The organism is Actinomycetospora sp. TBRC 11914 (assembly GCF_012933465.1).
GTDB lineage: Bacteria > Actinomycetota > Actinomycetes > Mycobacteriales > Pseudonocardiaceae > Actinomycetospora.
In genome coordinates, this window is sequence record NZ_JABBND010000003.1 from 102,288 (window position 1) to 122,407 (window position 20,120).

General features: G+C 75.1%; 21 protein-coding genes. 12 read left to right on the plus strand and 9 right to left on the minus strand.

Annotated features, from left to right (window positions below; translation table 11 throughout):
* Window positions 1–61 precede the first annotated feature (61 nt).
* The 6 genes from HH311_RS08630 (at window position 62) to HH311_RS08655 (ending at window position 5,005) form a co-directional block, all read left to right on the plus strand.
* A complete protein-coding gene (locus HH311_RS08630; protein WP_169183228.1) occupies window positions 62–670 on the plus strand; it encodes a TetR family transcriptional regulator in 609 nt (202 codons plus the stop codon).
* Window positions 671–746: 76 nt separating this feature from the next.
* Complete coding sequence (locus tag HH311_RS08635; RefSeq protein WP_312030018.1) at window positions 747–1,610, plus strand: fumarate hydratase; 864 nt, start codon at window positions 747–749, stop codon at window positions 1,608–1,610.
* Window positions 1,607–2,155, plus strand: coding sequence for a FumA C-terminus/TtdB family hydratase beta subunit (locus HH311_RS08640; protein ID WP_169183229.1), 549 nt, complete (start codon window positions 1,607–1,609; stop codon window positions 2,153–2,155). The genes HH311_RS08635 and HH311_RS08640 overlap by 4 nt, the downstream gene beginning before the upstream one ends.
* Before the next feature lie 135 nt (window positions 2,156–2,290).
* Window positions 2,291–3,055, plus strand: coding sequence for a dienelactone hydrolase family protein (locus tag HH311_RS08645; protein WP_169183230.1), 765 nt, complete (start codon window positions 2,291–2,293; stop codon window positions 3,053–3,055).
* Window positions 3,055–3,312 carry a DUF6295 family protein gene (locus HH311_RS08650; protein WP_169183231.1) on the plus strand — a complete coding sequence of 86 codons (258 nt, stop codon included), beginning with the start codon at window positions 3,055–3,057 and terminating at the stop codon, window positions 3,310–3,312. Before HH311_RS08645 ends, HH311_RS08650 begins: the two co-directional genes overlap by 1 nt.
* A 364-nt stretch (window positions 3,313–3,676) precedes the next feature.
* Entirely contained in the window at window positions 3,677–5,005 is a 1,329-nt protein-coding gene (locus HH311_RS08655) for a serine hydrolase (protein WP_169183232.1), read from the plus strand.
* 67 nt (window positions 5,006–5,072) lie between these two features.
* Here HH311_RS08655 and HH311_RS08660 read toward each other — a convergent pair whose 3' ends face one another.
* Window positions 5,073–5,405, minus strand: coding sequence for a LuxR family transcriptional regulator (locus tag HH311_RS08660; protein WP_169183233.1), 333 nt, complete (start codon window positions 5,403–5,405; stop codon window positions 5,073–5,075).
* 287 nt (window positions 5,406–5,692) lie between these two features.
* Between HH311_RS08660 and HH311_RS08665 the strand changes: the two genes are divergently transcribed.
* Window positions 5,693–6,589 carry a PadR family transcriptional regulator gene (locus tag HH311_RS08665; protein ID WP_169183234.1) on the plus strand — a complete coding sequence of 299 codons (897 nt, stop codon included), beginning with the start codon at window positions 5,693–5,695 and terminating at the stop codon, window positions 6,587–6,589.
* Between the two features lie 213 nt (window positions 6,590–6,802).
* Entirely contained in the window at window positions 6,803–7,780 is a 978-nt protein-coding gene (locus HH311_RS08670; protein ID WP_396027430.1) for an alpha/beta fold hydrolase, read from the plus strand.
* A gap of 349 nt (window positions 7,781–8,129) precedes the next feature.
* Here the strand turns inward: HH311_RS08670 and HH311_RS31500 are convergent, their stop codons facing one another.
* Complete coding sequence (locus HH311_RS31500) at window positions 8,130–8,471, minus strand: hypothetical protein (RefSeq protein WP_248292332.1); 342 nt, start codon at window positions 8,469–8,471, stop codon at window positions 8,130–8,132.
* Window positions 8,431–9,444 carry a DUF222 domain-containing protein gene (locus HH311_RS08675; RefSeq protein WP_248292333.1) on the minus strand — a complete coding sequence of 338 codons (1,014 nt, stop codon included), beginning with the start codon at window positions 9,442–9,444 and terminating at the stop codon, window positions 8,431–8,433. Before HH311_RS08675 ends, HH311_RS31500 begins: the two co-directional genes overlap by 41 nt.
* Before the next feature lie 551 nt (window positions 9,445–9,995).
* Here HH311_RS08675 and HH311_RS08680 point away from each other — a divergent pair.
* Window positions 9,996–12,119 (plus strand): prolyl oligopeptidase family serine peptidase, encoded by a 2,124-nt coding sequence (locus HH311_RS08680; protein WP_169183235.1) that lies wholly within the window; start codon window positions 9,996–9,998, stop codon window positions 12,117–12,119.
* On the opposite strand, the gene HH311_RS08685 is transcribed toward HH311_RS08680, so the two are convergent.
* From HH311_RS08685 to HH311_RS08710, 6 genes are all read right to left on the minus strand, one after another.
* Window positions 12,116–12,499, minus strand: a complete 384-nt coding sequence (locus HH311_RS08685; RefSeq protein WP_312030019.1) for a DUF3037 domain-containing protein — start codon at window positions 12,497–12,499, stop codon at window positions 12,116–12,118. The genes HH311_RS08680 and HH311_RS08685 overlap by 4 nt on opposite strands.
* Window positions 12,487–13,254 (minus strand): HipA family kinase, encoded by a 768-nt coding sequence (locus tag HH311_RS08690; RefSeq protein WP_312030020.1) that lies wholly within the window; start codon window positions 13,252–13,254, stop codon window positions 12,487–12,489. Before HH311_RS08690 ends, HH311_RS08685 begins: the two co-directional genes overlap by 13 nt.
* A 29-nt stretch (window positions 13,255–13,283) precedes the next feature.
* Window positions 13,284–13,784: a GNAT family N-acetyltransferase gene (locus HH311_RS08695; protein ID WP_169183236.1), complete on the minus strand. Its 501-nt coding sequence runs from the start codon at window positions 13,782–13,784 to the stop codon at window positions 13,284–13,286.
* 51 nt (window positions 13,785–13,835) lie between these two features.
* On the minus strand, window positions 13,836–14,900 hold the full coding sequence (locus HH311_RS08700; RefSeq protein WP_169183237.1) for an alpha/beta fold hydrolase: 1,065 nt from the start codon (window positions 14,898–14,900) through the stop codon (window positions 13,836–13,838).
* Window positions 14,901–14,946: 46 nt separating this feature from the next.
* On the minus strand, window positions 14,947–16,212 hold the full coding sequence (locus HH311_RS08705; RefSeq protein WP_312030021.1) for a HAMP domain-containing sensor histidine kinase: 1,266 nt from the start codon (window positions 16,210–16,212) through the stop codon (window positions 14,947–14,949).
* A 232-nt stretch (window positions 16,213–16,444) separates the two neighbouring features.
* Entirely contained in the window at window positions 16,445–17,122 is a 678-nt protein-coding gene (locus HH311_RS08710; protein WP_211189877.1) for a response regulator transcription factor, read from the minus strand.
* 64 nt (window positions 17,123–17,186) lie between these two features.
* On the opposite strand from HH311_RS08710, the gene HH311_RS08715 reads away from it, so the two are divergent.
* The 3 genes from HH311_RS08715 to HH311_RS08725 are packed head-to-tail and all read left to right on the plus strand — an operon-like array spanning window position 17,187 to window position 20,082.
* Window positions 17,187–18,236: an outer membrane lipoprotein carrier protein LolA gene (locus tag HH311_RS08715; RefSeq protein WP_169183238.1), complete on the plus strand. Its 1,050-nt coding sequence runs from the start codon at window positions 17,187–17,189 to the stop codon at window positions 18,234–18,236.
* Window positions 18,237–18,271: 35 nt separating this feature from the next.
* Window positions 18,272–19,234 (plus strand): ABC transporter ATP-binding protein, encoded by a 963-nt coding sequence (locus HH311_RS08720; RefSeq protein ID WP_169183239.1) that lies wholly within the window; start codon window positions 18,272–18,274, stop codon window positions 19,232–19,234.
* Window positions 19,231–20,082 (plus strand): ABC transporter permease subunit, encoded by an 852-nt coding sequence (locus HH311_RS08725; RefSeq protein ID WP_169183240.1) that lies wholly within the window; start codon window positions 19,231–19,233, stop codon window positions 20,080–20,082. The genes HH311_RS08720 and HH311_RS08725 overlap by 4 nt, the downstream gene beginning before the upstream one ends.
* The last annotated feature ends 38 nt before the right edge of the window (window positions 20,083–20,120 follow it).

Here is a 20,120-nt window from a genome sequence, read left to right on the forward strand (position 1 = left end):
GTGGCGTGGGCCATACTATGTCAAGCGTCTGGGACAACTGACCAACTTCGGGAGGTGCGCCGTGGCCCGGGTGTCCGCGTCCGAGCGCCGCCGCCAGCTGGTCGAGGCGGCCTTCCGCGTGATCGGCGCCGAGGGGTTCGCGGCGGCCACCACCCGGCGGATCTGTGCCGAGGCGGGCGCGCCGGTCGCGGCGTTCCACTACTGCTTCGCCTCGAAGGAGGAGCTCCTGGTCGAGCTGACCGAGGCGACGGTCGCGGCGCTCGTCGACGCGCAGGCCGGCGGCGTGCTGGTCCGCGGCTCGGTGGCCGAGTCGCTGCGGGCGACGCTTCACGAGTACTGGGCGACGGTGGAGGCCGACCCGAACCGGGAGGTCGTGCTGACCGGGCTGACGCAGTACGCGCTGCACGAGCCGTCGCTCGCCGGGGTGGCCGCCCGCCAGTACGAGGCCTACCACCGCACCGCGCGGCTGACCCTGGAGTCGCTGGCGGCGGGGTGCGGGGTGTCCTGGACGCTGCCCGTCACCGAGCTGGCCCGGATGCTCGTCGTCGTCACCGACGGCGTGGTGATCGCGTGGCTGGTGGACCGCGACGGCGACGCGGCGCGGGCGGCCCTGGACGCGTTCGCGGATGCGCTGTCCGGCTTCGCGGTGTCAGCGGTGTCGCACCGCTGACGCTGGACGTCCGGAAAGCCACACCGTCGGCCGCTTCCACGGTGCACGACGACGCCGGGTGCGGTACGCCTGACCGGTGACCGTCGCACCCGAGCTGCGCACCGTCGACGTCGCCGAGGTCGAGGCCGTCGTCGCCAAGCTCTGCGTCGAGGCCAACCACGCGCTGCGCGAGGACCACGTGGCGGCGCTGGAGCGCGGGCGGCTCGCCGAGGAGTCGCCGATCGGCCGGGAGGTGTTCGACCGGCTGCTCGAGAACGCCCGCGTCTCGGCGGCCGAGCGGATCGCGTTCTGCCAGGACACCGGGTACGCGGTGCTGTTCCTGACGATCGGGCAGGACGTGCACTTCACCGGCGGCTCGCTCGCCGAGGCGCTCGACCGCGGGGTCGCGCAGGGCTACCGCGACGGCTACCTGCGCGCGTCGCTCGTCCGCTCCCCCGTCGACCGCGTCAACACCGGGGACAACACCCCGGCGATGGTCCACTACGACCTCGTCCCCGGCACCGGCATCGAGCTGACGCTGCTGGTCAAGGGCGCCGGGTGCGACAACATGAGCGCGCTGCGGATGCTCACGCCGGCCGCCGGCGTCGAGGGCATGCGCCGGTTCGTCGTGGAGACCATCGAGAAGGCGGGGCCGTCCGCCAGCCCGCCGGTGACCGTCGGCATCGGGATGGGCGGCACGTTCGACCGCGCGGCGGTGCTGGCCAAGCGGGCGCTCACCCGCGACCCCACCGGCTCGCCCTCGCCCGACCCGAAGCTCGCCGAGCTGGAGGCCGAGCTGGTCGACGCGATCAACGCGACCGGGATCGGGCCGGCGGGGTTCGGCGGGACGGTGACGACGGTGGCCGTGCACGTCGAGGCCTTCCCGACCCACATCGCGGCCTTCCCCGTGGCGATCAACCTCGACTGCCACTCCCACCGCGTGCGGAGCGTGACCCTGTGACGGCGACGGCGGTCAGGCTCCCCCTCACCGACCCGGCGTCGCTGCACGCCGGCGACTCGGTGCTCCTCTCCGGGGTCGTGTACACCGCCCGCGACGCCGCCCACGCCCGGTTCGCCGAGGCGATCGACGCCGGCGAGGAGCTCCCGTTCGACGTCGAGGGCGCCACCATCTACTTCGTCGGTCCCACCCCGGCCCGCCCCGGCCACGTCATCGGCTCCGCCGGGCCCACCACCGCCAGCCGGTGCGACGCGTACTCCCCGATGCTCGTCGAGCGGGGCCTGCGGTCGATGATCGGGAAGGGACGGCGCAACGACGCCGTGAAGGAGTCGATGCGCACCCACGGCTGCGTCTACTTCGGCGCGATCGAGGGCACCGCCGCGCTGCTCTCCCGGTGCATCACGAGCGCCGAGATCGTGGCCTACGACGACCTGGGCGCGGAGGCGGTCCGCCGGCTGACCATCGAGGACTTCCCGGCCCTCGTCGTGAACGACCTGCACGGCGCCGACCTGTACGACGACGGCCCGGCCCGCTGGCGGCGCTCCTAGCGCCGGGCCCGGTGGTCATCGTCCCGAGCACGCAAACGGGACGTGCGTCGCCCCGGCACCCCGCCGCCGTCCCGGAAGTGCTCGGATGGGTGCGAGCGGCGCGCTCCCGCGCGCCGGCGAGGAGGGAGTGCACGCATGCGCTACGACGCCGTCCTGGCCGAGACGGTCGGCATCCGGGGCCACGGGGGCGACCTCATCGAGGCCTACACCGCACGACCGCTGGACCCCGGACCGCATCCCGGCATGATCGTGATCCACCACATGCCCGGGTACGACGCCGGAACCAAGGAGATCACCCGCCGCTTCGCGACGATGGGCTACTCCGCGATCTGCCCGAACCTCTACACCCGTGAGGCGCCCGACGCCGATCCCGACGACGCCGCCGCCACCGCCCGCGCGAACGGCGGGGTCCCGGACGAGCGCTTCGTCGGCGACGCGGCCGGCGCCGCGGCCTGGCTGCGCACCCTGGCCAACGCGACCGGCGCCGTCGGGGTCATCGGCTACTGCTCCGGCGGCCGCCAGGCGGTGCTCACCGGCATCGAGGTCGACGTCCAGGCGGCCGTCGACTGCTACGGCGCCTTCGTCGTCGGCACCCCGCCCGAGGGGTTCCCGCTCAAGGTCCAGCCGCTGACCGACCGCATCGGCGAGCTGGGCGCGCCCCTGCTGGGCCTGTTCGGCAACGACGACTCCTACCCCTCGCCCGACCAGGTCGACGAGCTGGAGAAGCTGCTGCAGCACCACGGCAAGACCTACGAGTTCCACCGCTACGACGGCGCCGGGCACGCCTTCTTCTCGGTCGACCGGCCCTCCTACCGCCCCGAGGCCGCCGTCGACGCCTGGCAGAAGATCGAGGCCTTCCTCGACACCCACCTCGTCCGGGACCCCGTGGGAGCCGCCTGATGTGCACCTACTCCACCGAGAAGGTCGCCCTCGAACGCTCGTCGGGGAAGACCCGTGACGGCTGGCGGGCCATGTCCGAGGCGACGGTCTACTACGACCACCCGGTGCACGCCCCCGACGCGCACACCGTGAACATCGACTTCCTGGCGCCGGAGCAGGGCCCGGCGTCGCGGATCGCGGTCGAGCTCTCGCTCGACTCGGCCCGCGAGCTCCTCGCCGCCCTGCAGACGACGGTGGAGCGCGCCGCCTTCCACTAGCGGGCCCGCGCCACCCGTTCGAGGACGGCGGCCGGGCTGGGCCGGGTGGCCATCTCCGCCCGGACCTGCCCGGCCGCCGTCGCGAACGCCTCCAGGAAACCCACCGATCAGACGTTGCCGGGCAGGGCGCCGAGCTCCGGGAGGTCCGCGGTCCCGAGTGATCACCCCACGGGCGTCCGCGCGCCACTGACCAGCAGATCCACGACGTTCGGTCCTCGATCCCGCACGTCTCGTCACTCGGCCGGTCGGCGGCTGCGCCGCTCGACGGGGGTGCTCCACCCTGTGGCCGGGGGACGTCGGGTGAGGCGGACGTCCGGGACACACGCCCGCGACGGGGCGGGCACGACGCACGGGGAGCAGCGGCATGCGTGCTGGAGCTCGGCGATCCCCGCTCGTGCGGGGTGTCGGGCTCCTCGCCGGCCTGGTCCTCGCCGGCTGCTCCGCGGCCGTCCCGACCGGCGGTTCGGCGGGCGGCTCGGCCGTGGTCCCCGTCGCGGCGACCGGGGCCACGACCCCACCACACGGACCGTCCGTCGTGAAGACGATCGACCCCGCCGCGCTCCGGGCCGCGGTGCAGGCCACCGCCACCGAGCTCCGGATCCCGGGTGCCGTGGTCGAGGTGCACACGCCGCGGGGAGCCGTCACCGCCGCCGTCGGGACCACCGAGCGGGGGGCGCAGGTGCCGCCGGACGGCGCCACCCACGTCCGGATCGCGTCGATCACCAAGACGATGACGTCGGCGGTGGTCCTCCAGCTCGTGGGGCAGGGCAGGCTGCGGCTGTCCGACCCGGTGGCGGCGTACGTGCCGGGCGTGCCGAACGGCGGGAACATCACCGTCGAGCAGCTGCTGACCATGCGCAGCGGCCTGTACGGCTACACGAACGACCCCGCGTTCGCGGCGACCCTCGACGCCGACCCGGCGAAGGTGTGGACGCCCCAGGAGGTGCTGGCGATCGCCTTCCGGCACCCACCGGAGTTCCCGCCGGGCGCCGGGTACGACTACAGCAACACCAACTACGCGCTGCTCGGCCTCGTCGTCGAGAAGGTGTGCGGGAAGCCGCTGGACCAGGCGTTCCGGGACCGTCTCTTCGGCCCGCGAGGACTGACCCGGACGAGCCTCCCGGCGACGACGGACAGCTCGATCCCCGCGCCGTCGTCGCACGGCTACATGTACGGCGGCTCCCGCTACGCCCTCGTGACGACGCCCTATCCGCCCGAGGTCCGCGCCGCGGCCGAGTCCGGGACGCTCGCCCCCGTCGACTACACCCGCCAGAGTCCCTCCTACGCCATGGCGGCCGGCGGAGCCATCTCGACCGCCGACGACCTCGGGACCTGGATCCGGGCGCTGGTCGGTGGGCAGGTCATCGGCCGCCCGGACCTCCAGCGGCAGTGGCTGGACAGCCCGATGCCCACCGAGCCGGGGGCACCGGCCGGGGCACCGCAGTACGGGTACGGCATCGAACGGCAGATGCTCGCGCCGACCGTGCCGCTGTACTTCCACTTCGGGGAGATGCCGGGCTACGACGCCTTCGCCGGCCACGACCCCGTCAACCACGTGACGATCGTGATCTGGAGCAACCTGACCGTGGGCCTCGACAGCCGACAGACGGCCAACGCCCTGCTGAGCAGGGTGGTCGAACAGGTCTACGCGTTGCCCTCACCGGAGCCCGCCGCACCGGTCCCGACGGGATGATCGCCTGGTCGCCTCCGGGGCCCGATCCCGACGCCGAGCCGGCGACCGATCCCGCGTCGCCCTCGGCTCACGGGGACCGGACGACGGTGAGGAGCACGACGCTCGTCTCGAGGGCCTGGAGGGTGTGACGCGCCGTCGGGACGATGAGGAGGTCCCCGGTGCGGCCGTCCCAGGTATCGGCCCCCGCGACGAGGCGGACCCGGCCGCGGCGCACCTCGAGGGTGGCCTCGGCCGGACCGTCGTGCTCGGAGAGCGAGCTCCCGGCCATCAGCGTGATCATGGTCTGCCGGAGGACGTGCTCGTGGCCGCCGTAGACGGTGTCGGCCGCGCGTCCACTGCTCGAGTCGGCAGCGCGCTCGAGCTGCTGCCGCGCGAGGGCGTCGAGGGAGAGCTTGCGCATCAGGTGTCCTTCCGTCCCGGGATGGTCCCCGAGTCCGGCCGGGCGCGACAGGGTCGAGGGCCCCGAAGGCAGCGAGGTCGACGAGTCGATCACCGACCCGACGAGGCCGTCGGCGAACGCCCGCACCCACCACGCGGCAACGGCACGTTCCTGGCGTCCGACGCCCGGGCGGCGCCGCTCACCCATGGGTCAGACGTGACCGGCATCACGTTGCACCCGACAGTTAGCGATATATCGTTGAAGCATCGCCGACAGTCGGCGGTACTTCGACGAAGGGAACACAGAACATGTTCACCAACCACGAGCGCCCCGAGTGGGCGCAGCAGCGCGGCCCGGGTGGGCCGCACCAGCACCGCGGCGAGCCCGGACGGCCGCATCGCGGTGCCCGCCGGCGGGGAGGCCCGTTCGGCAAGGACTTCGCCGACTTCGGCCCGCCCTTCGGCGGCCCGTTCGGCCCCGGGGGTCCCCGGGGGCGCGGACGCGGGCGGGGACGCGGCCCGGAGGAGGAGGGACCGCAGGACGGTCCCGAGGGCGGCTTCCCAGGTCCCTGGGGCCCGGGTGGGCCGCGGGGTCGCCGCGGTGGCGGCCCGGGTGGCCGCGGCTTCGGCGGTCCCGGTGGTCGCGGACGCGGCGGCCGGGGTGGCCCGGGTCGGCGCTCGCGCGGCGACGTCCGCCTCGCGATCCTCGCCCTCCTCCGGGAGGAGCCCCGCCACGGATACCAGATCATCCAGGAGATCGCCGAGCGTTCGGGCGGCTCCTGGAAGCCCAGCCCCGGGTCGGTCTACCCGACCGTCTCGCAGCTGGCCGACGAGGGCCTCGTCCACACCGAGAAGGAGTCCGGCCGCACGGTCGTGCACCTCACCGAGGCGGGCACGAAGTACACCGAGGAGCACGCCGCCGAGCTCGACGCGGTGTGGTCGCAGGTGGAGGCCGCCGCGGACGACGGGTTCACCGATCTCCGCACGGCGGGTCGCGGGCTGGCCGGCGCGGTCGCGCAGGTCGCCCAGGTCGGCAGCGCCGAGCAGGTGACGCAGGCGACGGGCATCCTCGACGAGGCCCGGCGCCGGCTCTACCTGCTGCTCGCCGAGGTCGACGCCACCGGCGCGACCGGGACCGGCGTCACCGACGGGCCGGACGGCTCCGACGACGACGGGTCGGAGGACCCGGTCGACGAGACGACGTGACCGCCGGTCGCGTCGCGATGCCGGTGAAACCTCCCCGTCACCGGGCGTCACACGGCGCTCCTACGCTCGATCTCCGATGGCCCGCAACCGATCGGGCCCGGAAGAAAGAGGTGCAGGGTGCTGGGTCGACGTCCGGGGCGGGGAGCCCCGCCGGCCCCCGGACCGGTCGCGCGTCCCGTCGCCGGCGAGCGCTGGGCACTGCAGCACCGGACCGTGCACGGGTACCGACGGGCCTTCCGGATGGCCGGGTCCGGGCCGGTCCTGCTGCTGATCCACGGGATCGGCGACGACTCCTCCACGTGGGGCCCGGTCCTCGACGACCTCGCGCGTGACCACACCGTCCTCGCCCCCGACCTCCTCGGCCACGGCGGCTCCGACAAGCCCCGCGGCGACTACTCGATCGGCGCCTACGCCAACGGCATGCGGGACCTGCTCTCGGTCCTCGACATCGACCGCGCGACCCTCGTCGGGCACTCCCTCGGCGGGGGCGTCGCCATGCAGTTCGCCTACCAGTACCCCGAGCGCACCGAGCGGCTCGTGCTCATCGGTGCCGGCGGCGTCGCCCAGGCCGTGACCCCCGCGCTGCGGGCCGCGTCGCTGCCGTTCGCCGACCTCGTGCTGCCGATGCTGCGCTGGCCCGGCGTCCGCTTCCAGACCGAGCTGGTGCTCCGCACCCTGCAGGCCCTCGACACCTCGCTCGGCCGCGACGCCGAGGACCTCGTCCGGCTCGTCGACGCGCTGCCCGACGCCACGAGCCGCTCGGCCTTCCTGCGCACCCTGCGCGCCGTCGTCGACTGGCGCGGGCAGGTCGTCACCATGCTCGACCGCTGCTACCTGACCGCGGGGATGCCGACCCTGCTGGTGTGGGGCGCCGACGACCTCGTCGTCCCGGTCGAGCACGGCCGCACCGCGCACGAGGCGATGCCGGAGAGCCGGCTCGAGGTGTTCGAGCGGGCGGGCCACTTCCCGTTCCACTCGCACCCGCAACGGTTCCTCGGGGTGCTGCGCGAGTTCCTCGCCGACACCGAGCCCGCGCACTGGAGCCCGGCCGAGTGGCGTGAGCTGCTGCGGACCGGACGGGCGAAGGCTCCCGACGACGAGCCCGCCCCTGCCGCCGCTCCTCCCCCGGCCTGGGAGATCCCCGAGGCCCGATCCGGGACGCTGGCCGGTCGCAACGGGTACGGCCGCTGACCTCGCGGGGGTCCTGCCCAGGCGCGTCGGCGGCCCGCTCGACGTTCGTCCCAACGCTGCCCGCTCATGGCGAGACGTCCGTGCGCGCCACTGTCGACGGCGTGCGCAAGGAATTTCGGCCCACGCTTCGTCCCGACGAGGAGGGGCAGCGGCCGGCGTCTACGACGCCGAGTACGAGCACCTCGGGCGGCACGGCGCCGACGACCCTTTCCAGCTACTCAACTACTGCCGGCGTCTCCACTGCACGCGCGGGTGTGCGTGGTCCTGGGCGCGCCGAGGGCTCGATCGTCGCGATGGGTGAGGGGGCGATCGGATCCGCGCGGCCTGCCGGGTTCTGAGGATGGGGATGTCAGGGTCCGGCGCGGCTGGTGTAGGTGTGGCCGGTCGGAGTGGTGGTCCGCACGGTGTGGGGGTGCTCGCCGTGCCCGTCGTGGACGGTCTCGACGTCCCAGCCGGGCATCTCGCGGACGTAGTTGCCGCGGGCGCAGACCCCGCGGCCGTTGGCGAGGCTGGCGGGGCCGCCAGCGCGGGACTGGACGATGTGGTCGTGGTGCCTGATCGCCGCGTCGCAGTAGGGGTCGCGGCAGCGGCCGTGGTCGCGGAGGTCGATCAGCCGGGCGAGGAACCCGTCGAAGCGCCGCTTCTGCGGGTCACCGCCGAGCAGGCCGCCGTGGCCGGGGTGGGCGAACAACCGCCGCCACCACCTTTTCCCGCCGGTGGCGCGCAGCAGGTCGCGCACGATCCCGGCGGGTAGCGGCCCGTGCCCGACCAGCTCGCCGGTGGCGGGGCTGTCGGGGTCGAGCAGCGCGTCGATCGGCAGCACGATCCCGACCTCGACATCCACGTCCTCGGGCGCGGGCCTGTCCGGTGACCCGTTCGACGAGGGTGTCGGCCATGACCTGGTCGCGGCTGCGGCCGCCGGTGTCACCGGTGGCGATCAACCCGTCAGCGTGGGTGCGCAGCGCGGCCAGGTAGGCCACGCCTTGTTCGACCGGCAGCAGCGCCGAGAGGACGCTCATGGTGTCCGGGGCGGGGCGCACCGTGACCCGGCGGTCCTTGCGGGCGGTGCGGCCGCGCTGGGTGTAGCCGGCGGGGTCGGTCTCGTAGGCGGTCTTCTTCACCGTCGCTTCGGCCCGCCGGAATGCCAACTCGCCGAGGCGAGCGTCTCCGAGTTCCTTGTCCACCGCGCGCCGCGCCGCCGCGTCGAGGTGGCTGGTCTGGGCGACCACGGTCTCGGCCAGCCGTTCGCTGATCCGCCCGGCCGTCAACAGGCGCCGGGTCTCGGGCAGGTCGGTGGCCAGGGTGCTGGCGATGGTCAGCCGCCGTGAGCCCTGCCACGGCGAGACGTGGGCGGCGAGGGCGATCTGGTCGGCGATGCCCTTCCCCAGCTTCTCCGGGTCCAACTGCCCGGCGGCGACCAGCTGGGCCTGCGCTTCGACCTGGGCACGTCCGAAGGCGACCATGGCGGTGTGCTGGGCCACGGCGAGCGCGGCGCGCATCTGTTCCAGCACCGCGACCCGGTCGATCAGAGCGGCGCCACCGTCGCCGTCACGCTCACCATCACCGGTCGGGTCGGTGGGGGCCTGCGCGAGTTCGCCGAGGCGGGCGAGCATCGCGGTCAGCTCATCGCTGACCGCATCACCCACTGCCTCGTTCGAACGCATGTTCGCACGATAACTCAACCCCCCGACAACCAGGTTCGGCGTCGCTCCAGCGGGGGCTGGATGGGGCTCGCGGCTCGGGTGTCGAGGCTGCCACCGACGCGTTGGCCGAGGAGGGCGGCAGACACTCGAGCTGCTGCGCCCGGCCTGGACCGCGGTGCTGGGCACCGACCCCGGCAACGTCCAGGCAGCCTGCAGCGTGCTCGAGTACTACGCCGACCGGCACGCCCGGCAACGTCCTGGCCGGGCCCTTCTGAGCCGGCTGCTGATCCGCACCAGCCGCGGGCGGTGGCGCGGGGACAAGGCCGACGCGCTGCTCGCCGCCGCCCGCGGAACCCTCGCGCTCTGGCCCTCGCCGACCGATACCAACGCCTCCGTGACCGCGGCAAGCAACACAAGAGCGCGCTGGGCACCCTCGCCGCAGCACGGGTCCCCCGCGTCACCGTCTGCTGGTGGCGCAGGCAGCACCACCCAGCTGCGTGACCTCGACGGCCGCCCGACACTCTGGCGCGCCTCCTCGACGCCCCCCGCTCGCCGGTAGGCAGACTGGACGGGTGACCTCCACGCCTGCCACGACCGAGACGAGCACCGACGACCCCTACCTCTGGCTCGAGGACGTCACCGGCGACGAGGCCCTGGCCTGGGTCCGCGCCCGCAACGGCGAGAGCCTGGGCGTGCTCGCCGAGGGCGACCGGTTCACGTCCCTGCGCGACGGGCTGCGCGCGGTCCTCGACTCCGACGACCGCATCCCCTACACCCGCCGCCGCGGCGAGCTGCTCTACAACTTCTGGCAGGACGCCGAGCACCCCCGCGGCCTGTGGCGCCGCACCACGCTCGACTCGTACCGCACGGGCGACCCCGACTGGGAGCTCCTGCTCGACGTCGACGCGCTCGCCACCGCCGAGGACGAGAACTGGGTGTGGGCCGGGGCGGCGGCGCGCTGGCCGGACTACACCCGCGCGCTCGTGCAGCTCTCCCGCGGTGGCGCGGACGCGACCGTGGTCCGCGAGTTCGACCTCGGGGCCAAGCGCTTCGTGCCCGAGGCCGAGGGCGGCTTCGCCCTGCCCGAGGCGAAGAGCCGGATCTCGTGGATCGACGACGACACGGTGTTCGTCGGGACCGACCTCGGACCGGGGTCGATGACGACGTCGGGCTACCCGCGCGTGATGCGCCGGTGGACGCGCGGCACGCCGGTCGCCGAGGCGCCGGTGGTGTTCGAGGCCGAGGAGAGCGACGTCTCGGCCTTCGCGGGGCACGACCACACCGTCGGGTTCGAGCGCGACATCGTCGGGCGCAGCCCCGACTTCCACACCAGCGAGGAGTTCGTGCTGCGCCCGGACGGCACCCGCGTGCTGCTCGACGTGCCGCCCGACGCCGACACCGAGATCGAGCGGGCCTGGCTGCTGGTGCGCACCCGCTCGCCGTGGACGGTGGCCGGCACGGAGTACGCCGCGGGCACCCTGCTCGCCTTCGGGATCGAGGACTACCTCGACGGGCGCCGGGAGCACACGGTGCTCTTCACCCCGACGCCGAGCCGCTCGCTGTCGGGCTGGGCGTGGACGAAGCACCACCTGATCCTGACCCTGCTCGACGACGTCGCGACCCGGCTCGAGGTCCTGACCCCGCCCGGCCCGGACGGTGGGCTCGGCCCAGAGCGGGCGACGCCCGGGGACTGGAGCCGCCGCGAGCTGCCCACCGGGGACGACTTCTCGGTGGTCGGCGTGGTCGGGGTCGACCCCGACGAGAGCGACGAGGTCTTCCTCGACACCGACGGCTTCACCCGGCCCTCGACGTTCGTGCGTACGGTGCTCGGCGACACCGCCGACCAGGACGCGCCGCTCGAGACGCTGCGCTCGGCCCCGGAGTTCTTCGACGCCACCGGGGTCACCGTCCGGCAGTTCTTCGCGACCTCCGACGACGGCACCGAGGTGCCCTACTTCGTCGTCGGGAAGGAGCGCCCGACGCCGGGCCCGGTGCTGATGACCGGGTACGGCGGGTTCGAGATCTCCCGGACACCGGCCTACTCCGGGGTGATGGGACGCGGCTGGATCGAGGAGTCGCCGGAGCAGGGCTGGGACGGCGGGATCTACGTCGTCGCGAACATCCGCGGCGGCGGGGAGTACGGCCCGGAGTGGCACACCTCGGCGCTGCGCGAGCACCGGCACCGGGCCTACGAGGACTTCGCCGCGGTCGCGCGGGACCTCGTCGCGCGCGGGATCACCACGCCGGACCGGCTGGCGATCCACGGCGGCTCCAACGGTGGGCTGCTCATGGGCGTGATGATCACCCGCTACCCGGAGCTGTTCGGCGCCGTCGTCGTCATGGTGCCGCTGCTGGACATGCGGCGGTTCCACCTGCTGCTGGCCGGGGCCTCGTGGATGGCCGAGTACGGCGACCCCGACGACCCGGACGACTGGGCCTTCCTCTCGACCTACTCGCCGTACCAGAAGCTCGCGCGGGCGGCCTCCTACCCGCCGATCCTGGTGACGACCTCCACCCGCGACGACCGCGTGCACCCCGGGCACGCCCGGAAGTTCGTCGCCCGGCTGCAGGAGTACGGGCACCCGGTGGAGTACTACGAGAACGTCGAGGGCGGGCACGGCGGCGCCGCCGACAACGCCCAGCGCGCCTTCCAGTGGGCGCTCGTCCTGGAGTTCTGCCGCCGCCGGGTGGGCTAGACCAGGCGCTCGAGCAGACGGTCGGCCTCGGCCTCGGGGTCGGCCGTCAGCCCGGTGTGCACCGGCCCGGCCTGCACCACGGTGGAGCGCGGCGCGGTGAGCCAGCGGAACCGCTCGCCCACCGAGAGGACCCCGGCCGGCCCCTCCCCCGCCACGGTCCGCTCCCAGGCCGCCACCGCGGTGGCGACCTCCTCGACGTCGAGGTCGGGCGCCAGCGCCGCCAGCCGCCCGGCGTCGAGCGCGAGCCGGATCGTCAGGTGCACCTCGAAGCGGCAGTAGAGCAGCACGCCGACGTTGAGGCACTCCCCCCGGTCGACCCGGGGCACCACCCGCAGCGGCGCCCACTCGTACTCGTTCCACCCCGCGGTCACGGCACCCACGTCCGCTCCGCCAGCCGCGCGAGCAGGTGCGCGACGTAGGCCTCCCGCGCCTCGCCGACCGAGGCGAAGAAGGTGTCCTCGGCCAGCCACTCGGCGGGCACCGCGGCCACCACGGTTTCGAGCAGCGGCCGCGTCACCAGCTCGCCCAGCGCGGCGTCGGCGGCCGCGCGTGCACCCGCCGTCGTGAAGGGCAGGAGCACGTGGTCGGACGCGTCGTAGGCCCGCCCGACGACGCCCGCGGCCCGGGCCCACGAGTGGTGGAAGTACAGGCAGGCGCCGTGGTCGATGCACCACAGGTCACTGTGGCGAGCGGAGCGACGGGGGAAGAACGTGGGCCAGCGCAGCAGGTTGGGGTTGCGCCAGGTGCGGTCCACGTTCTCGACGAGGGCGTCGAACCACAGCACCCGCGCGGCCTCGTCGGGCTCCACGCGATGGGCGACCGGGTCGAACCCGATCGCGCCGGGCAGGAAGTCCAGGCCGAGGTTCGGGCCGCCGGAGCGGGCGAGCAGCTCCTGGACCTCCCAGTCCGGCTCCGAGCGCGCGACGACCGGGTCGAGGTCGACGACGACGAGGTCGGGCACCCGCAGCCCGAGCGCGCGGCCGAGCCCGCCCGCGACGACCTCCGCGACCAGCGCCTTCACCCCCTGGCCCGCGCCGGTGAACTTCACGACGTAGGTGCCGAGGTCGTCGGCCTCGACGATCCCGGGCAGCGAGCCGCCCTCGCGCAGCGGCGTCACGTAGCGGGTCGCGGTCACGCGCCGCAGCGTCGCGACGGGACCCGCCGTCACCGCAGGTCCAGCGCGTACCAGACCTGGGCGTGGGGGTTGACGTTGTAGGGCTCGACCTCGACGAACCCGGCGCGCTCGTAGAGCGTGCGGGCCTCGACGAGGTCGGCGCGCGAGTCGAGCACGAGCCGCGCGCACCCGGCGTCGCGGGCGCGGCGCACCACCTCGTCGAGCAGCAGCTTGCCCACGCCGCGGCCGCGCACCGCCGGCGAGGTCCACATCCGCTTGATCTCGGCGGCGTCGGCGGGCACGTCGTCGCCGCGCCAGCGCAGCCCCACGCAGCCCACCGCCGACCCGTCGTCCTCGAGCGCGACGAGGAAGGTCCCGAGCGGCGGGACCAGGCCGTCGGTCGGGCTCTGCGCGGCGAAGGCCGCCACCTCGTCGTCGGTGGCGGGCCGGCCCTCCATGCGGCCGATGACGTCGTGCAGGTAGCCGTGCAGCGCGCCGAGCGCGGGCTCGACGTCGGGATGGGCCTCGCGCAGGACGATCGTCGTGCTCACGCCGGCCATTCTGCGGTGGACACGCACCGTGCGGGCACGGGGCCCCCGCGCTCAGTACCCGGGGCTGGAGAGCACCTCGGTCATCACCTCGCCGATGCGCGCGACGTCCTGCTCGCGCAGGCCGAACATCGCGAAGTGGCCCGCCGGGGTGTCGATCACCCGCAGCTCCCCGTGGGGGAGGTGGCCGGCCTCGATCTCGCAGTCCTCGACGGGGAAGAAGTTGTCGCCGCCGAAGGGCACGACGAAGAAGTGGCCGGTGATCCGGCCCAGCGCCGCGGGCAGCGAGCCGCCGCCGTGTGGGGAGATGTCGCCGGCCCACCACTTGCGCGCCTGGGTGATCAGGTTGTTCGGGTCCATCCGCGCGAAGTAGCCGCGCACGAAGTGCTGCCGGAAGTCGTCCGCGCTCGCGTAGCCGAGCCCGCGCCAGTGCTCGCCGCGGTACCACTCGTGCGTGAAGCCCTCCAGCGAGAACGCGAGCGCGTGGCGGGTCAGGCCGAGGCGGACGTCGGCCGCGTCGGTGTAGAAGCCGTCGGCGAAGGCCGGGTCGGAGCGCAGCAGCTCGAGGTGCAGGTCGATGAAGACCTGGTTGTGCGCGGGGGTCTTCGCGGTGCCGGCGAACGCGGCGGCGCGCGGGACCATGTCGGGGTGGCGCGCCGCCCACTCGTAGGTCTGCTGGGCCCCCATCGACCACCCCAGCACGGCGTGGGTCTCCTCGGCCCCGAAGTGGTCGGTGACGAGGCGGTACTGGGCGGCGACGTCGTCGGCGATCGCGACCGGCGGGAACTGCCCCCGGTCGAACGGCGCGGGGGTGTTCGACGGCGACGACGACAGCCCGCCGCCGAGCTGGCCGGGGCACACCACGAAGTACTTCTCGGTGTCGAGCGGCTTGCCCGGGCCGATGTAGAGGTCGAGCGACGACGGCGTCCCCGAGTACATGTGCGGGAAGAGGACGAGGTTGTCCTTGCGGCCGTTCAGCGTGCCGTGGGTGCGGTAGGCGAGCCTCGCGTCCGGCAGCGTGTAGCCCGAGGCGAGGACGAACGACCCGAGGTCGAGGTACTCGTGCTCGCCGTGCTCGGCGTGGGTGTAGTAGCCCTGCCGGTCGGTGCCCACTGCCATGCCGTTGACCTCCCGCGATCGACCTGATCGCTGCGGAGCGTAGTGCTCAGTCGGCGGCGGGCCAGCGCACGGCGAGCCGGGCCCCGCCGTCGGGGGACTCCGCCGCGCGCACCGTGCCGCCGCGGCCCTCGACGAGGCGGGCGACCAGCGCGAGACCCAGCCCGGCCCTGGTCGCGCCGCCGGTGGCGTCGAGCCGGGTGAAGCGGTCGAAGACCCGCTCGCGGTCGGCGGGCGGGATGCCGGGCCCGTCGTCGTCGACGAGCACCCGCACCCACCGCCCGGCCGGCACCGCCGAGACGTGCACGACGCTGCGCGCGTGGCGGCGGGCGTTGGCGAGCAGGTTGTCGAGCACCAGCCCGACCTCGGCGGCGGTCGCCGCGGCCCGGACCGCGACGGGGACCCAGACGGTGACGGCGACGCCACCGTCGTCGGGGGTTCGCGCCAGGGCCTCCCCCAGCGCCTCGGCGAGGTCGACCGGCGTCGGGTCGCCGCGGGTGCCGCCCTCGGCCCGGGCGAGCGCGAGCAGGTCGCCGACGACGCCGGAGAGCCGCTCCGCGTCCCGGGCGACCGACCGCCACGCCTCCCGCTCCTCCCCCGAGGAACCCGGCGACGGGTGCGCGACCGCGACCTCGGCCTGCGCCCGCACCGACGCGATCGGCGAGCGCAGCTCGTGGGCCGCGTCGTCGGAGAAGCGCCGGAGCCGCTCGACGGCGTCGTCGCGGCGGGCGAGCAGGCCGTTGATCTCGACGGCGAGCGCGGCCAGCTCGTCGGCGGCCGGTGGCACCGGGAGCCGCTGACCGGTGCCGAGGTGGCGCGCGGCGGCGCGCAGCCGGTCGACGGGTCGCAGCGCCGCCCGGCTCGCCGCCCAGGCCGCCAGGGTGAGCGCCGCCGCGGCGACGAGCACCCCGGGCAGGAACCAGCGCGCGGCTCCGCCGAGCAGGACCACCGCGCCCAGGAGGTCGCGGGAGGCGAGCACGAGGCGGCGGGACCCGTCGGGCAGCGTCACCGGGACGGCCACCCAGCGGGTGAGGGGCACGGCGGACTCGCGGGGTGCGCCGCCGGCGGTCACCGGCTCGCCGGCCGCCAGGGTGCGGATCTCGACGGGGTCGAGCGGGAGCGGGCCGCGGCCGTCGGTCGGGGTGCCGGCCACGTCGGTCACCCGGACCCCCGGCGGCAGGGGCACCCCGGCCGTCACCGCGACACCCGCCGTCGTCGCCCGCTCCCGCAGCTCGCCGTCCCCCGCCGTGATCACCGCCGAGAGCAGCAGGCCGGCCCCGAGGCGGGCGAGCCCGGCCAGCACGACGACGGCCACGACCGCGACGACGAGCGTGATCCGGGTCCGCAGCCCGCGGCGGGCCCACCAGCCGCGGAGCCCGCCCCCACCCGCGCGAGGGGACCCCTCGGTCGCTCTAGTCGACTGATCCTTCCCCTCGCGCGGGAGGGGTGCCGCCGCGTCCTCGTCGCGAGGGGAGGATTCGGCCGCTCTTGTCGCCCGAGGGTTCCCCTCGCGCCGGAGGGAGGAGCGGCTCACGACAGGATCCGATTCAGCACGCCGACGGCGGGTCGAGCCGGTAGCCGCGCCCGCGCACCGTCGTGACGAGCTCGCCGGCCCCGACCGCGGCCAGCTTGCGGCGCAGGTAGCCGACGTAGACCTCGACGACGTTGCGCGCGGCCGCGCCGTCGCCCCACACGACGGCGAGCAGCTCGTCCTTGGTCATCGCCCGCCCCGGCCGGCTCGCGAGCGCGTGCAGCAGGGCGGCCTCCCGGCCCGAGAGCTCGACCTCGCGGCCCTCCCAGCTCGCCGTCCCCGCCCCCGGGTCGACGGCCAGCGGCCCGAGGACCACCCGCGCCGGCGCCGGGCCGCGGCGGCGCAGCAGCGCGCGGAGCTGGGCCACGAGCACCACGAAGGAGAACGGCTTGACCAGGTAGCCGTCGGCCCCGAGGTCGAGCCCGTCGGCCTGGTCGACCTCGCCGTCCTTGGCCGAGAGCATGAGCACCGGGGTCTCGACCCCGCCCGCCCGCAGCCGCTCGAGGACCCGGTAGCCGGAGAGCCCGGGCAGCACGACGTCGAGCACGACGACGTCGAACGCCCCCGTCTCGGCCTGCGCCAGCCCGGCCGGACCGTCGGCGACCGCCACGACGTCCATCCCCTCGGCGCCCAGGCCGCGGGAGAGGGCCGCACGCACGCCCGGCTCGTCGTCGACGACCAGCACGCGCGGCATGGGAGCGACCGTAGCCGCGACGAGGCTGTGGGCGTCTCAGGGAAGAACCCTGAGGATGGCGGCCATGGGCAAGGGAAAGCGCTGGGGGCTGGGCCTCGCGGGGATCGTCGCGGCCGGAGCGGTCGCCGTCGGGGTGGCCGTCGCGCCGAGCGCCGCCGCCGCGCCGCCGCTGCCGCCGGTGAGCCCCGAAGCCCTCGTCGCCTCGGTCATCACCGCGCAGCCGGGACCGCTGAACGGCACCGTCACCGTCGACAACGAGCTCGGGCTGCCGGCGCTGCCGAACGCCCCGCAGCTCGGCAACGGCACCCAGACCGCGCGGGTGTGGTCGGGCGGCGACGGCAAGGGCCGCGTCGCGCTGCCCTCCTCTGACGGCGAGCGCACGCTCGTCTCCGACGGCACCACGCGGTGGACGTACGACTCGACCGACCGCACCGCGACGAAGGCCCCCGCGCACCGGGACGGCGCCGGACAGCCCGGCCACCCCGGCGGGACCGACCCGCAGACCGATCCCGCGGGCGCGGCCACGCAGCTGATCGCCGACCTGCGCCGGACCAGCACCGTCTCCGTCGACGGCACCGCCGACGTCGCGGGCCGGTCGGCCTACCAGCTCGTCCTCACGCCGCTGCCGACCGAGCGCACCCTGCTGCGGGAGGTCCGCGTCGCCGTGGACGCCGAGAAGCGCATCCCGCTGCAGCTCACGGTGCTCGCGACCGGGCAGCCGCAGCCGGCGCTGACGATCGGCTTCTCCGACCTCACGTTCGGCCCCCAGGACCCGTCGCTGTTCACCTTCACCCCGCCCCCGGGCACGACGGTGAAGGACGCGCCCGCCCCCGGGCAGCGCCCCGGACCGCCCGTGGGCGCACAGGCGCCGAAGACGGTCGGTGACGGGTGGGACCGCGTCGTGATCGCGCAGAAGCCCGCGACCCCGCCCAACCAGAACCGCGACGAGGGCGACGCACCGGACCTCTCCCGGCTCGGCACGCCGGTCAGCGGTCCGTGGGGCCAGGGCAGGCTGATCACGACCGCCGTCGCGACCGCGATCGTGACGAACGACGGCCGCATCGCCGCCGGCGCCGTGCCCGAGCAGGTCCTCTCCGAGGCCCTCGGGCAGTGACCCCGACGACGACGGCGCCTGGGACGCTCGACCTCGTGCCGTCCTCCGAGCCCGACGGGCCCGCCCCCGCGGCCCGCGCGCGGGGGCTCCGCAAGACGTTCGGCCGGGTGGTGGCCGTCGACGGCGTGGACCTGGACCTGCCGTCGGGGGCCGTGGTCGGGATGCTCGGACCCAACGGCTCCGGCAAGACCACCCTGATCCGGATGCTGCTGGGGCTCACCCGGCCGACCGCTGGTCACGTCGAGCTCCTCGGCCGCACCGGCGCCGATCTGCCGGCCGCACTGCCCGACGTCGGCGCGCTCGTCGAGGGCCCCGGCTTCCACCCGTTCCTCTCCGGGCGCGACAACCTGCTCCGGGCGGCGGCGACCGAGCCGCGGCTCGACGGCGACCTCCGGGCGCCGGTCGACGCGGCCCTGGAGCGGGTCGGGCTCGCAGGTGGGGCGAGCGGAGCGACGGGGGGTGGTGACGCCGCCCGGCGCCGTTACCGCGGCTACTCGCTGGGGATGAAGCAGCGCCTCGGCCTCGCCGCCGCGCTGCTGGTCCCGCGGCGGCTCGTGGTGCTCGACGAGCCCACCAACGGCCTCGACCCGGCGGGCACCCGCGACGTCCGGGGGGTCATCGCCGAGCTGCACGACGCCGGCACGACGGTGCTGCTCTCCTCCCACCTGCTCGCCGAGGTGGAGGCGGTGTGCACGCACGTCGCGGTGCTGCAGCGCGGCTCGCTGCTGGTCTCCGGGGAGCTCACCGCCCTGCTCGACGGCGGGTCGGGCGAGCTCGTGCTCACGACCGACGATCCCGACGCGGCCCTGGGCGCGCTGCGGGCGGCGGGTGCCGGCCCGTACCTGCGCGACGGCGGAGTGGTCGTCCCCGCCGGCCCGCTGGAGCCGCCCGAGGTGGTCGCGGCGCTGGTCGCCGCGGGGGTCGGGGTGTGGGAGGTCCGCCGGCGGCGGGCGCACCTCGAGGAGCTCTTCGCCCGGCTGACCGAGGAGGACGAGTGACCACCTCGACGGCCGCCGCCACCCGGACCACCGCCCCCCTGGGACGGCTGCTGGGGGCCGAGCTGCGGTGGGTGCTGCGCCGGCCGCGGACGCTCGTGGTGCTCGGGCTGCTCGGCCTGGTGCCGCTGGCGATCGCGATCGGGATCGCCACCACCGGCGGGCCGTCCGCCGGCCGCGGGCCGGGGCTCGTCGCGCAGGTGGCGGGCAACGGGTTCGTGCTGCCGGTCGTCGCGCTCGGGCTCTCGCTGGCGCTGCTGCTGCCGCTCGCCGTCGCGAGCGCCGGCGCCGACGCGATCGCGGGCGAGGCCGCCACCGGCACGTTGCGAGGCCTGCTGCTCGCCCCGGTCGGGCGGCTGCGGCTCGTCGTCATGAAGTCGGCCGGGGTGGTGACGGTGGCCGTGCTCGCGGTGCTCGTCGTCGCGGTGGTCGGGATGGTGGCGGGCACCGTCGTCGTCGGCGGCGCCCAGGGCACGCTGGTGACGCTGTCGGGCACCACGCTCGGCGTCGGCGAGGCGCTCGGCCGGATCGGGCTGGTCGCGGTGTGGACGGTAGGGCAGCTGCTGGCCGTGGGCGCGGTGGCGCTCGCGATCTCGACGCTCACCGAGCACCCGCTGGTGGTGCTCGCCTGTGTGCTCGGCGGGCTCATCGTGTTCGGGGTGCTCTCCGCGATCCCCTCCCTCGACTGGTTGCAGCCGGTGCTGCTGACGACGGGCTTCTCGGCCGGGACCGACGTGCTGCGCGACCCGATGCCCCTCGACGGGCTGGGGTCCTCGACGGTGCGCGCGCTGGTCTACGTCGTGCTCGGGCTCGCGGTCACCGCGTGGCGGATGCGCCGCCGGGACGCCTGAGGCCTCCGGCCTCGTGCGTGCGTTCCCGTGCTCCGGCA